Origin of the sequence: Pseudomonas sp. N2-3-1-14 (genome assembly GCF_041228395.1) — a bacterium.
Classification (GTDB): domain Bacteria; phylum Pseudomonadota; class Gammaproteobacteria; order Pseudomonadales; family Pseudomonadaceae; genus Aquipseudomonas.
Genome location: NZ_CP166199.1, coordinates 4,966,681 through 4,980,260, shown reverse-complemented (window position 1 = coordinate 4,980,260; position 13,580 = coordinate 4,966,681). Strand labels below are relative to the sequence as shown.

Genomic DNA, 13,580 nt, shown 5'->3' with positions numbered 1-13,580 from the left:
TTGAGTGATGCTGGTAATTTCCAACAACGTGCACCTGCCCGATGCCGAGATCGAGCTGACCGCCATTCGCGCCCAGGGCGCTGGTGGGCAGAACGTCAACAAGGTATCGAGCGCGGTGCACCTGCGGTTTGATATTCGGGCGTCGTCGTTGCCGGACTTTTACAAGGAACGGCTGCTGGCGCTGCGCGACAGCCGTATCACCAGTGAAGGCGTGCTGGTGCTCAAGGCCCAGCAATACCGGACCCAGGAACAGAATCGCGCGGATGCGCTGGAGCGCCTGGTGGAGTTGATCCTCAGCGCTACCAAGGTCGAGAAGAAGCGCCGCCCGACCAAGCCCACCCTGGGCTCGAAAAAGCGCCGCCTGGAATCCAAGACCAAGCGCGGCAGCATCAAGGCCGGGCGCGGTAAGGTCGACTTTTAAGCGTCGCGCGCTTCGCGGGCCTTGGGCGCTTGCCGGTACAGGTACAGGCTCAGCAGCAAGCCACCGGCGGCGGCGAGCGCAGCGAACAGGAAGATTGAGGCAAAGCCGAACCCCGCCGCCACCGCACCTGCCAGCGGGCCGGTGATGCCCAACGACAAGTCGATAAACAGCGAATAAGCCCCCACCGCCGAGCCCCGGCTGGAGGCCGGCACCAGGTTGACCGCCTCCACCCCCAGCGCCGGAAACACCAGGGAAAAGCCGAACCCGCTCAACGCCGCACCGGCCAGGGCGAGGTGGGCGTCAGGCGCCAGCCATAGCAACAGCAACCCGAGGATTTCCACGGACAGGCAGGCAATCGCCACGCGAAAGCCGCCGATGCGGTTGATCAAATTGCCGAACAGCAGGCGCGCGCCGATGAAGCTGGCGCCGAACAGGCTCAATGCCCACACGGCGTTGTCCCAGTGCTGGGTGGTGTAATACAGCGTAATAAAGGTGGCGATGGTGCCAAAGCCGATCGAGCCCAGGGCCAACGCGCAGCCGTGGGGCAGCACCCGGCCCAGCACATTCATGAACGGTAGGCGCACACCGGCCACAATCGGCGCTGCGACCTTGTTCCAGGCCAGAAACACGCCGAGCACCGCCAGCAGAATGATGCTGACGCCCATGCTCCACAATCCGAAATGGCTGACCAGCACCACCCCAAGCGGTGCGCCGATGGCCAGTGCGCCATAACTGGCGATGCCGTTCCATGAAATGACTTTGGCGGTGTTGGCCGCGCCGACCCGGCCAATGCCCCAGCCGATGGCGCCCGAACCCACCAGGCTTTCGGCGCTGCCGAGCACCAGTCGGCCGATGAGCAGGCTGATCAGGCTGACGGCCGGCAGGCTGGAAAACCACGCGGCCAGCAACATGAACACGCCACTCAGGCCGCAGCCCGCCAGGCCGATCAACACCGCGCGCTTGCTGCCCAGGTTGTCGATGATTTTGCCGGCATACGGGCGGCTCAGCAGCGTGGCCAGGTACTGCACGCTGATCACCAGGCCGGCAATCACCGCGCCGTAGCCCAGTTCACTGTGGACGTAGCCCGGCAACACGGCCAGGGGAATGCCGATATTGAGGTAACCGATAAAGGTGAACAGCACGATGGAAACGACTTGCAGCGTGACCGCCATGGGGCGCTGGGTATCTGGCATGGGAGAGGTCCACTGTCGCAGCAGGTAAAGATAGGCTGCTAATGATACCGGCGCTTACGCCTCGCGGGGCGGCAAAACGTAAAAACTTCAGATTACCGACAGATCAGGGTTTGGCCGGCGTCAGCATTTGCGTGGTCACCAGGGCGGCCAGGGCGTTTTCCTGGGTGCCGAAGCGCTTGAGCAGGAGCGCCTGTTTTTCAGGGCTGAGGCGGTTCCACACGTCGATCATTTGCAGGGCTGCGTCGAGTACAGCGGCGTCGGGGGTGTCGGGGAGGGTATCAGTCATGGCGGGCATCTCGGGGTGATTCAGGCAGTGTGGAAAGCGCTCAAAAGTGCGCTTTCCACACGGTCTGGTACGGCGTCAGTCCTGGCTTTTGCTGTCGACTGGTTGTGCTTCTTTGGTCTCAGGCCGGTTGTCGCTGGCCTGCTGCGGTGTTGGCTGCTCTGTTGGGTGCAGGCTTGGGAAGGGGAGATTAGGTATCTCGTGCATCGTCGTCGCTCCTCGCAAGGTCTGTTTATCAATCGCAGTGTGATTGCGCGCTCTCAAAAAGCCTTGGCAGGATACAGCACTGAAAATGACAAAAAGAATTTTATGTCGACCTATGTACGAATTTTCATTGTTTAGGCAAGTGACAAGAGGTCACACCTTCAAGGACGCCCTCTTAAAAGGCGCCCTGTTCAAAAAAGCGTCCTGTTTAAAAAGGGACCTTGCCCAAGATCATGTCGCGGTACATCACAAAGTCGCCCAAGAGGCTGTAGAGCGGATGTTGAAACGTCGCCGGGCGGTTCTTTTCGAAGAAGAAGTGGCCGATCCAGGCGAAGCTGTAACCGGCGATGGGCAAAGCCAGCAGCAGCCCCACCGAACCTTTGCCGATGGCGTACGCCAGGATGCCAATCACCAGTGTGGTGCCGATGAAGTGCAAACGCCGGCATGTGCTATTGCCGTGTTCACTCAGGTAGTAAGGATAGAACTCGGCGAAGCTATTGAATTGTTTGACGTTTTCCACGTTGGCCGGCCCTTGGGTGGTTGTACCGCCTAACAGATGTTCGGCGGGGAGCTTATTTGAGTCTAGAGTGATCAGTGGTAACAGCCAGTGACAATAGATGCCACTTTAGTATCCTTGGCTTCCTGGCTGCCGTTAAGCCTGCTTTTTTAAGAAGACGCCATGAGCGAACGAACAACTTCTGCAAGCTGGGCGATGGGGATAGTCAAGGCGTTGGAAATGGACGGCCTGGACTGCCGTGTGCTGTTCAAGCAATTGGGCCTGGACTACGCCGCCCTCAGTGACCCTGACGCGCGTTTTCCTCAGGACTCGATGACGCGGCTTTGGCAACGGGCGGTTGAGCTGTCGGGCAACCCGGCGATCGGCCTGAACATGGGCAAGGTTGTTCGCCCGGCGTCGTTTCATGTGGCCGGTTATGCGCTGATGTCCAGCAACACGTTGGCCGAGGGCTTTATGCGCCTGGTGCGTTATCAGCGCATCATCGCCGAAAGCGCCGACTTGAGCTTCCGACTCTTACCTGAAGGTTACGCGCTGATTCTGACAGTGCACGGCGACCACTTGCCACCGACCCGCCAGAGCGCCGAAGCCTCGCTGGCCAGTGCGTTGGCATTGTGCGGCTGGCTGACCGGCCGCACCTTGCAACCGCGCAAAGTGGTGCTGCAAGGCGATCAACCGGCGGACCTGACGCCTTACAAACAAGCCTTCCATGCGCCCCTGGAATTCAATGCACCTTATGACGCGCTGATTTTTGAGCAAGCCGACATGGACGCGCCGTTGCCCACGGCGAACGAAGCCATGGCGTTGCTGCATGATCGGTTTGCCGGTGAATACCTCGCGCGCTTTTCCGAGAGCCGCGTGACCCACAAGGCGCGGCAAGTGCTGTGCCGTCTGCTGCCCCAGGGCGAACCCAAACGCGAAGTGGTCGCCCAGACTTTGCACCTGTCCCAGCGCACCTTGCAGCGGCGCTTGCAGGAGGAGGGCACCAGTTTCCAGACATTGCTCGACGACACCCGCCGAGAACTCGCCGAGCAGTACCTGGCGCAGCCCAGCATGACCCTGTTGGAAATTGCCTACCTGTTGGGGTTTGCCGACCCGAGCAATTTTTTCCGCGCGTTCCGCCGTTGGTTCGATGCCACGCCCGGCGAGTACCGGGCGCGGTTGCTCGAAGCGTCGGCGGTCAGTGCCGCCAAAACGCCGGAATGCACAGAACAAAGACTGTAATGATCTCCAGTCGGCCCAGCAGCATGCCGAACGACAAGATCCACTTGGCCGCATCCGGCAGGCTGGCGAAGTTACCGGCCGGGCCGATGGTTTCGCCCAGGCCCGGGCCCACGCCGGAAACGGTGCTGGCCGCGCCGGTCAATGCGGTCATCCAGTCCAGCCCCAGCAGCGACAATGCCAGGGCAATGGCGCAGATGGTGATGGCGAAGAAGAACGAAAAGGTCAGAATCGAGCGCACGATCTCTTCGTCGAGGCGGTGGCCGTTGTACTTCTGCTTGATCACCGCGCGCGGGTGAATCAGCTGGTTCAGGTTGGCCTTGAGCAGGATATAGGCAACCTGGAAGCGGAAGATCTTGATCCCGCCCGCCGTGGAGCCCGAGCAGCCGCCAACAAAGCCCAGGTAGAAGAACAGCATCAGTGAGAAGTTGCCCCAGATGCTGTAGTCCCCGAGTGCAAAACCGGTCGTCGTCACCACCGACGTGACGTTCACCGCCACATGACGCAGCGCATCGAACCACGGCAGGTCGGTGGTCCACCAGTACCAGGTGCCCAGTACCAGCCAGGTCACCAGCAGCAACCCGAGCAAGCCTTGCACCTGTTGATCCTTGATCAGCGCCCGACGATTGCCGCGCAAGGTGGCGACATACAGGGTGAACGGCAAGCTGCCGAGGATCATCACCACCACGGCGACCCAGTGCACCGCCGGTTGTTTCCAGTGCGCCAGGGATTCATCAGAGGTGGAAAACCCGCCGGTGGAAATGGCCGACATCGCGTGGTTGATCGCATCAAACACGCCCATCCCGGCCCACCAGAACGCCAGGCTGCCGAGGATGGTGATGCCCACATACGCGGCCACAATCAGGCGCGCCACCATGTGCGAGCGCGGCATGACTTTTTCAGAGCGATCCGAGGACTCGGTCTGGAACAGGCGCATGCCACCAATGCGCAGCAGTGGCAGGATTGCCACCGCCATGCCGATAAAGCCGATGCCGCCGAGCCAGTGCAGCAGCGAGCGCCACATCAGGATGCCCGGTGACATGCTGTCCAGCCCGCTCAAGACCGTGGAGCCGGTGGCGGTAATGCCAGACATGCTTTCAAAAAAGGAGTCGGTGTAGCTGATGTGCTGGGTCAGTAAAAACGGCAGCGCGGCGAACACGCAGACCACCAGCCAACTGCTGACGGTCAGCAGGTACATGTCTCGGGGGCGCAGGTGTACGTGTTCGGGGCGGCCAGGAATGACCAGCGCCAGGCCAGCGAGAAAGGTGATCAGGCTGGCCCACAGGAACGAGGGCAGGTCGCTGGTGCGTTCGAAAATCACCAGGGTGGCCATCGGGATGACCATGGCGATCGCGAGGGTGATCAGGAAGATGCCGATGATGAAACCGATGATGCGTAAGGTCGGCAACGCCATGAAGAAAGCTCGGGTGTTGGGAGAGTGGCGCCATTCTACCCGCGGTGCAGGGCTTGTAAACCGGGGCTTGGGAGCGACGTCGATCAAATGTGGGAGCGGGCTTGCTCGCGAATGCGGAGTGTCAGTCAACGAATTCTTGAGTTGATGAACCGCATTCGCGAGCAAGCCCGCTCCCACATGGGGTTTGTGGTGGTCATCGGGCTCCACTAGGCGGGCATAAAAAAGGCGACCCGAAGGTCGCCTCATTCAACGCGGCGCGGATCAGAACTCGTGATCAGCGTTATCCGGGTTCAAGTCGCTGATACCCAGCTTGCCCGCCGCGGCCTCGATCGAACCGGTCTGCTTGACCAGCGCGGCGATGGCGTCACGCACGATCTGGTTGCCCGCGTCGTTACCTGCAGCGATCAGTTGGTCGTAGTGCTCGCCCTTGTTGGCGTGGTCAACCATGACCTGGATCTTCGCTTCGGTCGACGCCAGGTCAGCCTTGAGCGCGGTGTCGGCGGCCGGATCAGCTTTGGCCACCAGGGATGACAAGCTCGGCCCCGTCATCTTGGTGCCGTCAGTGCGGGTGTACTCGCCCAGGTAAACGTTACGAATACCCTTGGCGTCGTAGAAATGCGAGTTGTGGGTGTTGTCGCTGAAGCAGTCTTGCTCGTCTTCCGGCGAGTTGGCTTCCAGGGACACCTTCATGCGCTCACCGGCCAGCTCGCCGAGGGACAGACTGCCCATGCCGAACAACATTTTGCGCAGGCCGTCGGTGGCCGGTTCGGCCTCCAGGGTGGCGCGGTAGTTGTCTTCGACGTTGGGTTTCCAGTTGCCGACCATTTCTTCCAGGTCGCTGACCAGCAGCTGAGTCACCGCGCGCAGGTAGGTGCGACGACGCTCGTTGTTGCCGCCGGTGGCACCGTCACCGGTCATGTAGTCCGACGCAGGGCGGTTGCCCGCGCCTGGGCCGGTGCCGTTGAGGTCCTGGCCCCACAGCAGGAATTCGATGGCGTGGTAGCCGGTGGCGACGTTGGCCTCGGAACCGCCCAGCTCATTGAGGCTGGCGAGTTTTTCCGGGGTGATTTCTTTCACGTCGACCTTGTCTTCGCCCACCTGGATCTCGGTGTTGGCGATGATGTTGGCGTTGGCGCCTGGGTTACCCAGGGCGTGCTCGTAGGATTTGTCGACGTAGTCGATCAGGCCTTCGTCCAGCGGCCAGGCGTTAACTTGGCCTTCCCAGTCGTCGATGATGGTGTTGCCGAAGCGGAACACTTCGCTCTGCAGGTACGGTACGCGCGCGGCGATCCAGGCGGTACGGGCCGCTTTGAGGGTGTCGTCGTTCGGGTTGGCGAGGAAGGTGTCGATTGCGGTTTGCAGGGTTTTTGCGGTGGATTCGGCATCGCTGTACACCGCGAACACCATGTCAGCGTAGTGCGCGACCACGGCCTTGGCGGCCGCTTCGTCGACCTGGCCTGCTGGGGTGGCAGCCGCTGGAGCGGTGGTGCTGGCAGCCGGGGTCGGCGCTTGGGGCGCGGCGGCCTTGTCTTTACCTTCGCCGCAACCTGCGAGAGAAATGGCAATGGCCAGCAGACTGGCGGTGGCCAGGGGCATACGAATCATGGCGAACATCCTGCTTCGGTTGTTGATGGGGCGCGCGGGGAGCGCAAAAACTGCGACATAATGCGAAAGATTTGCATTTTGTGTAAAGGTTTATACGAGGGAAATATTTAGTATTGTTTTCAGCGTTCAGAGAATCGCCGCGTTGTCGCGCTCGGACTGTTTCAGATACGCCGCCAACTCCCGGGCCGGCAGCGGTTTGCTGTAGTGATAGCCCTGGCCCTCGTGGCAGCCCTCGGAAATGATGTAGGCCTCCTGCTCGGCGGTTTCCACGCCTTCGGCGATCACCTGCATGCCCAGGCTTTTGCCCAGTTGGATAATGGCGCGCACGATGGTTGCGTCGTCGTCGTCATCGAGCAGGTCCTGGACGAAGCTCTTGTCGATCTTGATCTTGTCCAGCGGCAGGCTTTTCAGGTAGCTGAGGGACGAATAGCCGGTGCCGAAGTCATCAATTGCAATCAGCGCCCCGGAACGGCGCAGGCTCAGCAAGTGCTGGGCGGCGGTGCTGATATCTTCCATCAGGCCGGTCTCGGTCACCTCCAGTTCAAGGCTGCGTGGCGGCAGGCGGTAAATCTGCATGAGGTTGTTGACCACCCGCGGCAGCTCGGTGTGGTGCAACTGCACGGTGGACAGGTTGACCGCCATGCGCAGGGTGGTGAAGCCCAGGTCATGCCATTCGCGCAATTGCCGGCAGGCCTGGTCGAGTACCCATTCGCCAATCGGAATAATGGTGCCGTTCTGTTCGGCCAACGGGATGAACAAATCGGGCGGCACCAGGCCGTGTTCCGGATGCTGCCAGCGGATCAAGGCTTCCACGCCCACCACGCGGTGGTCGCGGTAGCTGATCTGCGGTTGGTAGACCAGGTGAAACTGGTCGCGGCTGAGGGCGTCGCGCAGGTCTTTTTCCAGCTCGCGGCGCCGGCGCATTTCACTGTCGACGCTGGCGATATAGAACTGGTAGCGGTTGCGCGAGCGGCTCTTGGCCAGGGTCATGGTCTGTTCGGCTTTTTGCAGCAGCTTCTCGGTGCTGTCGCCGTCTTCCGGGAACAACGTGATGCCGATGGTCGCGCGCAGGCGAATCTGCTCATGCTCGAGGGCAAATTCGGCTTCCAGGTCATCCAGGATGCTTTGCGCCAGTTCGGCGGCCTCGTAAGGTTGGTCGATATCCGCCTGGACCAGCGCGAACTGATCGCCGCCCAGCCGGGCCAGGGCGCCGAGGCGGCCACTGTGGGCGCGCAAGCGATCAGCCAGGGCCAGCAGCAGTTTGTCACCGGCCTGATAAGTGAACTGTTCGTTGACGCTTTTGAAGTCATCCAGGCCTACGCACAACACCGCAACGCGGCGCTGTCGGCGGCCGGCGTCGATCAGGATCTTGTCCAGTTGCTCCTGCAGTTTCTGGCGATTGGGCAGGCCGGTGAGGAAGTCGTATTGGGCCATGCGCAGCAGGCTCGATTCTGCCTCGTGCCGCAGGTGAGTATTGCGTTCGATGGATTCGAGCAACTCGTTGGCGGTGTTGATCCACAGCCCCAGCTCGTTGCGTTCGTGGCCCTTGATTTGGGGGATCTTGTGTTCGCTGGGCCGGTCCGGGTTGATCGACGTCAGGTGCTCGATAATCCGTGATAACGGCTTGGTCAGCAGCCAGTGATAAACCAGGTATAACACCAGCCCCATGGCCAGCGCGCGCAGTACGCCGGAAATAAAGATGATCACCGAGCTGACCAGAAAACCTTTGCCATAGGTAGCCGTGTCCAGGGTGATGCTCAGGTCACCGTAATACTCGCTGTAGGGGCCTTTGCCGACCAATGAGGTGGTGAAGGTGCGCTCCTGGCCAAGAATCAGGTCGGTCAGCCAGCGGGTGGGCGATTGCTGTAATGCGCGGCTTTTCTCCGCGAGCATGGTTTCGTTGGGATGGCCGATGGAGGCCATGCGCACGGCATCGTCCTGAAACAGGCCTTCGATTACCTGCATGCCCATCTCGCGGTCCAGGCTGTAGACGGCCTGTGTCGAGGGGTCGCGAAACATGTCGAGGATGCGCTGGGCATCGCCGGCCACGGCCTGGCGCGTCTTGTAGGCATCGAAAACGATCTGCGCCACGCTCAGCGCCACGCCCACGATCAATGCCGACAGCAGCACCACCCGTAGCAACTTCACCGACAAGCTGTTTTTGAGTTCCAGCTTCAAAGGGGCATTCCTTGTTCCATGCGGGTGGCCTCAATATGCCATGAGTATTGGCAATCTCGTGATGGCAGTCAAAGGAACATTAGGGCATCGGCAGGTTTGACAAGGAACTTGAGAGGGGCGCCGGGGCGAGGCGGACATGGATCCGCCTGCCTTGAGCAATTCCCGTGGGCGCAGCGGATGCGCTGGGAACTGACGCTTTTTTACGCGACGTTGATGTTGACGGTGCTGTTGGTGGATTCGTTGTTCGAAAAATTCACACGTTCCTTGTTGTGCATGTCTTCATGCGCAATCTTGTTTTGATCACCTTCACCTTGCTTGTTGCCAGATTGCGACTGAGCCATTTGACCGGCCGCTTTGGCGAGCTCGGTCACAGCTTTGAGGCCCTCTTGGGCCAAACCGGCAACCATAGGGAGCATGGATGTTATTGCGCCGATGGTCATAGTAATTTCTCCGACAGGTACGAGAGGCGAATTCCTCACACTGTCTACGTGGCAAGATCCGCGCACCGAGTTCCAGCCACCAGAGCACAATTCACTGCCCATAAAAAAGCCCGGCACGATGGCCGGGCTCTCTTTACCGCAAGCGTTGCTTAGGCAGTGAAGGTCTTGCCTTCGAACTGCTCAGCCACGAACTTCCAGTTGACCAGGTTCCAGAACGCTTCCACATACTTTGGACGCACGTTGCGGTAGTCGATGTAGTAAGCGTGTTCCCAGACGTCGCAGGTCAGCAGCGGGGTGTCGCCGCTGGTCAGCGGGTTGCCGGCGCCGATGGTGCTGGCCAGGGCCAGGGAACCGTCAGCCTTTTTCACCAGCCAGCCCCAACCGGAACCGAAGGTGCCGACGGACGTCTTGGTGAACTCTTCTTTGAACTTGTCGAACGAACCGAAAGCGGCGTTGATAGCCTCAGCCAGTGCGCCGGTAGGTTGGCCGCCGGCGTTTGGCGCCAGGCAGTTCCAGTAGAAAGTGTGGTTCCAGACCTGAGCGGCGTTGTTGAAGATGCCGCCTGAAGAAGACTTGACGATTTCTTCCAGGGTCTTGCCTTCGAACTCGGTGCCTGGCACCAGGTTGTTCAGGTTCACGACATAGGTGTTGTGGTGCTTGTCGTGGTGGTATTCCAAGGTTTCCTTGGAAATGTGCGGCTGCAGGGCATCGTGTGCGTAGGGCAGCGGCGGCAATTCGAAAGCCATGATGATTCTCCTAATCAGGTCAGTTGCGGTGAGCGCAAGGCCGATCACGGGCGGCCAAACAAGCGCCGGGGAGTTTGTACTCTTTGCGGCGCAGGGTCCGGATCATAGCACCGGGGGTGCGGCAAAACCACGCAACAACTGTGTGGGATAGAGGTTCCAGAGCGTTTTGGAATATTCATCAAGCACTGATCAATTGATACGCCACGCTGAACATCATCGCCGCCACCAGAAAGTCCAACAGCCGCCACGTAGCGGGGCGCGCGAGCCAGGGTGCCAGCCACGCAGCGCCCAATGCCAGTGTGGCAAACCACAGGAATGACGCGCTGGCGGCACCGGCTACATAGGCGCCGGGTTCAGTTTGCTGAGCGCCCAATGAGCCAATCAACAGCACGGTGTCCAGATACACGTGCGGGTTGAGCAGGGTCACCGCCAGGGCGCTGAGCAACACCGCGCGCAGCGAACGCACCTTGAGGTTTTCGCCCTGTTCCAGACTTTGCCTGGAACACGCCCGGCGCAGCGCCAGGGTGCCGTACCACAGCAGGAATGCCGCGCCACCCCAGCGGGCGATTGCCAGCAGCAGCGGGTTCTGCGCCAGCACCGTGGCCAGGCCGAATACCCCGGCAGCTACAAGTATTGCATCGCACACGATGCACAGCGCGGCCACTGGCAAGTGGTGTTCACGGCGCAGGCTTTGCGCCAGCACAAACGCATTCTGGGTGCCGATCGCCATGATCAGGCCGAGGGCCACCAGCAGCCCGTTCACATAGCTTTGCCACATAAGGGTTACTCCGCGTTTGCTGCCAATTGGCGCAATACATCCATGGCCCGCTCAGCATCGCTGCGGCCGACAAACAGGTGGTCGTGGTAGTAACCGGCGATCACGTTGCAGCTGATGCCGGCTTGGCCCAGCGCGCTGGCAAAGGCCGCGGTTAAACCCACGGCTTCCAGGGCGGAGTGCACGTTCAAGGTGATCCACGCAGCCACATAGTCAAACGCCAGCCCGGCGTGCTCTGCCTGTTGGCGCTCTAGAATCAGCGTCAACCCTTCCTGTTCGCGAAAGCTGCCGATCACGTCGCACCCCTGCGGCACGCGCTGATCGGGCAGGGTGCAGAACACATAATCGCCGTCATTGAGGTGCGGGCTCATGCTGCGCAGCAGGGTTGCCAGAGCGGTTTCACCGGCCATGTGAGAATTCCTTGATAGAGAGAGAAGCAATGCTGGTCATTCTCACGGGCTACGCTGTATAAGAAAAACCAATATTGCTGATCGCTCATTAGAGAAACTGATGTTCGACTATAAATTGCTGTCCGCATTGGCCGCGGTGGTGGAACAGGCCGGCTTTGAACGCGGCGCCCAGGTGCTGGGGCTTTCGCAGTCGGCGATTTCTCAACGCATCAAGTTGCTTGAGGCGCGCATCGGTCAGCCGGTGTTGGTGCGGGCCTCGCCGCCGACGCCCACCGACATCGGCCGGCGCCTGCTCAACCACGTGCAACAAGTGCGCTTGCTGGAGCGCGACCTGCAAAGCCAGGTGCCGGCGCTGGACGAGGAGGGCATGCCCGAGCGTTTGCGCATCGCGCTGAATGCCGACAGCCTTGCCACCTGGTGGGCTGAGGCGGTCAGCGACTTTTGCGCCGAGCAACATTTGCTGCTGGACCTGGTGGTGGAAGACCAGACCGTTGGCCTTAAGCGCATGCGCGCCGGTGAAGTGGCGGCCTGTATTTGCGCCAGCGAGCGCCCCGTGGCTGGGGCGCGCAGCCTGTTGCTCGGCGCCATGCGTTATCGCGCGTTGGCCAGCCCTGCGTTTATTGCCCGGCATTTCCCTGACGGTGTGCGTGCCGATCAACTGGCACGAACACCGGCGCTGGTGTTCGGCCCGGATGATTTCCTGCAACACCGGTACCTGGCGTCCCTGGGAGTGGATGGCGGTTTCGAGCACCATTTATGCCCGTCGTCCGAAGGCTTTATCCGTTTGACCGAAGCCGGCCTGGGCTGGGGGCTGGTACCCGAATTACAGGTGCGCGACCAACTGCAAACCGGCGTATTGGTCGAGTTGTTGCCAGATAAGCCCATCGACGTGCCGTTGTACTGGCATCATTGGCGCAGTGGCGGGCAACTGTTGGGCTTGTTGACCGACCATTTGGCCCAGGCATGTGGCCAATGGTTGGTGCCCTATCAGCAGTAACAAGCGTCAAGCTGCAAGCTGCAAGAGAAAAGCTTGCGGATCGTTTTTAACTTGTGGCTTGAAGCTTGACGCTGGCAGCTGCATCCGTAGGAGGCTACATGAAGATTCTGGTCACCGGCGCAAGCGGCTTCATCGGCGGGCGCTTCGCGCGGTTCGCTCTGGAGCAAGGCCTGGACGTGCGGGTCAACGGGCGGCGCGCCGAAGGTGTGGAACACCTGGTACGGCGCGGTGCCGAGTTTATCCAGGGTGATTTGAATGATGCCGACCTTGTGCGCGATCTGTGCCGAGACGTCGAAGCCGTGGTGCATTGCGCCGGTGCCGTCGGGCTGTGGGGCAAGTATCAGGACTTCCATCAAGGCAATGTGCTGGTCACTGAAAACGTCGTCGAAGCCTGCCTCAAGCAGCGCGTCGGCCGGCTGGTGCACCTGTCGTCGCCGTCGATCTACTTCGACGGGCGTGATCACCTGGGGCTGACCGAAGAGCAAGTGCCAAAGCGCTTCAAGCACCCGTATGCCGCTACCAAATACCTGGCGGAACAGAAGGTGTTCGGCGCCCAGGAGTTCGGCCTGGAAGTGCTGGCCTTGCGCCCGCGCTTTGTCACGGGCGCCGGTGACATGAGCATTTTTCCGCGCCTGTTGAAAATGCAGCGCAAGAACCGCCTGGCCATCGTCGGCGATGGCCTGAACAAGGTCGATTTCACCAGCGTGCACAACCTCAACGAAGCGTTGCTCAGCAGTTTGCTGGCGACCGGCTCGGCGCTGGGCAAGGCTTACAACATCAGCAACGGCGCGCCTGTGCCGGTGTGGGACGTGGTCAACTACGTGATGCGCCAGATGGACATGCCCCAGATCACGCGTTATCGGTCTTACGGCTTGTCCTACAGCGTGGCGGCGTTGAACGAGGCATTCTGCGCGATGTGGCCGGGGCGTCCGGAGCCAGCATTGTCGCGCCTGGGCATGCAGGTGATGAACAAAGATTTCACCCTCGACATCAGCCGCGCGAGGCATTATCTCGACTACGAGCCCAAGGTCAGCCTGTGGACCGCCCTCGACGAATTCTGCAGTTGGTGGAAAGCTCAGGATCCGGGGCTCAAGTAAGTTCACAAGCGGCAATACATCGGGAACCGAATGTGCGGTTCCGGGTCGATCAGTGCGGCGCGAACGCGGTTTATACTGCCGT

General features: G+C 60.7%; 14 protein-coding genes. 4 read left to right on the top strand and 10 right to left on the bottom strand.

The window, feature by feature from the left end; all coding sequences use genetic code 11:
• Positions 1–7: 7 nt before the first annotated feature.
• Positions 8–421: an alternative ribosome rescue aminoacyl-tRNA hydrolase ArfB gene (gene arfB, locus AB5I78_RS23045; RefSeq protein ID WP_370003878.1), complete on the top strand. Its 414-nt coding sequence runs from the start codon at positions 8–10 to the stop codon at positions 419–421.
• Here the strand turns inward: arfB and AB5I78_RS23040 are convergent.
• The 3 genes from AB5I78_RS23040 to AB5I78_RS23030 all read right to left on the bottom strand — a co-directional run bounded on the left by AB5I78_RS23040 (position 418) and on the right by AB5I78_RS23030 (position 2,621).
• The gene (locus AB5I78_RS23040; RefSeq protein ID WP_145159540.1) at positions 418–1,614 is read right to left on the bottom strand and encodes an MFS transporter; all 1,197 of its coding nucleotides are present in this window, start codon (positions 1,612–1,614) and stop codon (positions 418–420) included. The two genes, arfB and AB5I78_RS23040, sit on opposite strands and share 4 nt — an antisense overlap.
• Positions 1,615–1,717: 103 nt before the next feature.
• Positions 1,718–1,900, bottom strand: coding sequence for a hypothetical protein (locus AB5I78_RS23035; protein WP_262210401.1), 183 nt, complete (start codon positions 1,898–1,900; stop codon positions 1,718–1,720).
• A gap of 409 nt (positions 1,901–2,309) precedes the next feature.
• On the bottom strand, positions 2,310–2,621 hold the full coding sequence (locus tag AB5I78_RS23030; protein WP_124418341.1) for a DUF962 domain-containing protein: 312 nt from the start codon (positions 2,619–2,621) through the stop codon (positions 2,310–2,312).
• Positions 2,622–2,780: 159 nt separating this feature from the next.
• Between AB5I78_RS23030 and AB5I78_RS23025 the strand changes: the two genes are divergently transcribed.
• Positions 2,781–3,839 carry an AraC family transcriptional regulator gene (locus tag AB5I78_RS23025; RefSeq protein WP_370003873.1) on the top strand — a complete coding sequence of 353 codons (1,059 nt, stop codon included), beginning with the start codon at positions 2,781–2,783 and terminating at the stop codon, positions 3,837–3,839.
• On the opposite strand, the gene AB5I78_RS23020 is transcribed toward AB5I78_RS23025, so the two are convergent.
• From AB5I78_RS23020 to AB5I78_RS22990, 7 genes are all read right to left on the bottom strand, one after another.
• Positions 3,796–5,250 (bottom strand): TrkH family potassium uptake protein, encoded by a 1,455-nt coding sequence (locus AB5I78_RS23020; RefSeq protein WP_370003870.1) that lies wholly within the window; start codon positions 5,248–5,250, stop codon positions 3,796–3,798. The two genes, AB5I78_RS23025 and AB5I78_RS23020, sit on opposite strands and share 44 nt — an antisense overlap.
• 261 nt (positions 5,251–5,511) lie before the next feature.
• Positions 5,512–6,855 (bottom strand): imelysin family protein, encoded by a 1,344-nt coding sequence (locus tag AB5I78_RS23015; RefSeq protein ID WP_145159538.1) that lies wholly within the window; start codon positions 6,853–6,855, stop codon positions 5,512–5,514.
• 126 nt (positions 6,856–6,981) lie between these two features.
• Positions 6,982–9,033: a bifunctional diguanylate cyclase/phosphodiesterase gene (locus AB5I78_RS23010; protein WP_145159537.1), complete on the bottom strand. Its 2,052-nt coding sequence runs from the start codon at positions 9,031–9,033 to the stop codon at positions 6,982–6,984.
• Between the two features lie 200 nt (positions 9,034–9,233).
• Entirely contained in the window at positions 9,234–9,473 is a 240-nt protein-coding gene (locus AB5I78_RS23005; RefSeq protein WP_145159536.1) for a hypothetical protein, read from the bottom strand.
• A 149-nt stretch (positions 9,474–9,622) separates the two neighbouring features.
• Positions 9,623–10,219 (bottom strand): superoxide dismutase, encoded by a 597-nt coding sequence (locus AB5I78_RS23000; protein ID WP_003212997.1) that lies wholly within the window; start codon positions 10,217–10,219, stop codon positions 9,623–9,625.
• Between the two features lie 178 nt (positions 10,220–10,397).
• Positions 10,398–10,997, bottom strand: coding sequence for a LysE/ArgO family amino acid transporter (locus AB5I78_RS22995; RefSeq protein WP_145159534.1), 600 nt, complete (start codon positions 10,995–10,997; stop codon positions 10,398–10,400).
• A 5-nt stretch (positions 10,998–11,002) separates the two neighbouring features.
• The gene (locus AB5I78_RS22990) at positions 11,003–11,404 is read right to left on the bottom strand and encodes an ACT domain-containing protein (RefSeq protein ID WP_145159532.1); all 402 of its coding nucleotides are present in this window, start codon (positions 11,402–11,404) and stop codon (positions 11,003–11,005) included.
• Positions 11,405–11,504: 100 nt separating this feature from the next.
• Here AB5I78_RS22990 and AB5I78_RS22985 point away from each other — a divergent pair, with 100 nt between their 5' ends.
• Both AB5I78_RS22985 and AB5I78_RS22980 read left to right on the top strand, forming a co-directional pair.
• Complete coding sequence (locus AB5I78_RS22985; protein WP_145159530.1) at positions 11,505–12,401, top strand: LysR family transcriptional regulator ArgP; 897 nt, start codon at positions 11,505–11,507, stop codon at positions 12,399–12,401.
• A 98-nt stretch (positions 12,402–12,499) separates the two neighbouring features.
• Positions 12,500–13,498 carry an NAD-dependent epimerase/dehydratase family protein gene (locus AB5I78_RS22980; protein ID WP_370003861.1) on the top strand — a complete coding sequence of 333 codons (999 nt, stop codon included), beginning with the start codon at positions 12,500–12,502 and terminating at the stop codon, positions 13,496–13,498.
• The last annotated feature ends 82 nt before the right edge of the window (positions 13,499–13,580 follow it).

What these genes read in the sequence shown, in the direction of transcription:
- arfB (WP_370003878.1), top strand. Translation starts at nt 8, where the DNA reads ATGCTGGTAATTTCCAACAACGTGCACCTGCCCGATGCCGAGATCGAG.
- AB5I78_RS23040 (WP_145159540.1), bottom strand. Translation starts at nt 1,614, where the DNA reads ATGCCAGATACCCAGCGCCCCATGGCGGTCACGCTGCAAGTCGTTTCC.
- AB5I78_RS23035 (WP_262210401.1), bottom strand. Translation starts at nt 1,900, where the DNA reads ATGACTGATACCCTCCCCGACACCCCCGACGCCGCTGTACTCGACGCA.
- AB5I78_RS23025 (WP_370003873.1), top strand. Translation starts at nt 2,781, where the DNA reads ATGAGCGAACGAACAACTTCTGCAAGCTGGGCGATGGGGATAGTCAAG.
- AB5I78_RS23020 (WP_370003870.1), bottom strand. Translation starts at nt 5,250, where the DNA reads ATGGCGTTGCCGACCTTACGCATCATCGGTTTCATCATCGGCATCTTC.
- AB5I78_RS23015 (WP_145159538.1), bottom strand. Translation starts at nt 6,855, where the DNA reads ATGATTCGTATGCCCCTGGCCACCGCCAGTCTGCTGGCCATTGCCATT.
- AB5I78_RS23005 (WP_145159536.1), bottom strand. Translation starts at nt 9,473, where the DNA reads ATGACCATCGGCGCAATAACATCCATGCTCCCTATGGTTGCCGGTTTG.
- AB5I78_RS23000 (WP_003212997.1), bottom strand. Translation starts at nt 10,219, where the DNA reads ATGGCTTTCGAATTGCCGCCGCTGCCCTACGCACACGATGCCCTGCAG.
- AB5I78_RS22995 (WP_145159534.1), bottom strand. Translation starts at nt 10,997, where the DNA reads ATGTGGCAAAGCTATGTGAACGGGCTGCTGGTGGCCCTCGGCCTGATC.
- AB5I78_RS22990 (WP_145159532.1), bottom strand. Translation starts at nt 11,404, where the DNA reads ATGGCCGGTGAAACCGCTCTGGCAACCCTGCTGCGCAGCATGAGCCCG.
- AB5I78_RS22985 (WP_145159530.1), top strand. Translation starts at nt 11,505, where the DNA reads ATGTTCGACTATAAATTGCTGTCCGCATTGGCCGCGGTGGTGGAACAG.
- AB5I78_RS22980 (WP_370003861.1), top strand. Translation starts at nt 12,500, where the DNA reads ATGAAGATTCTGGTCACCGGCGCAAGCGGCTTCATCGGCGGGCGCTTC.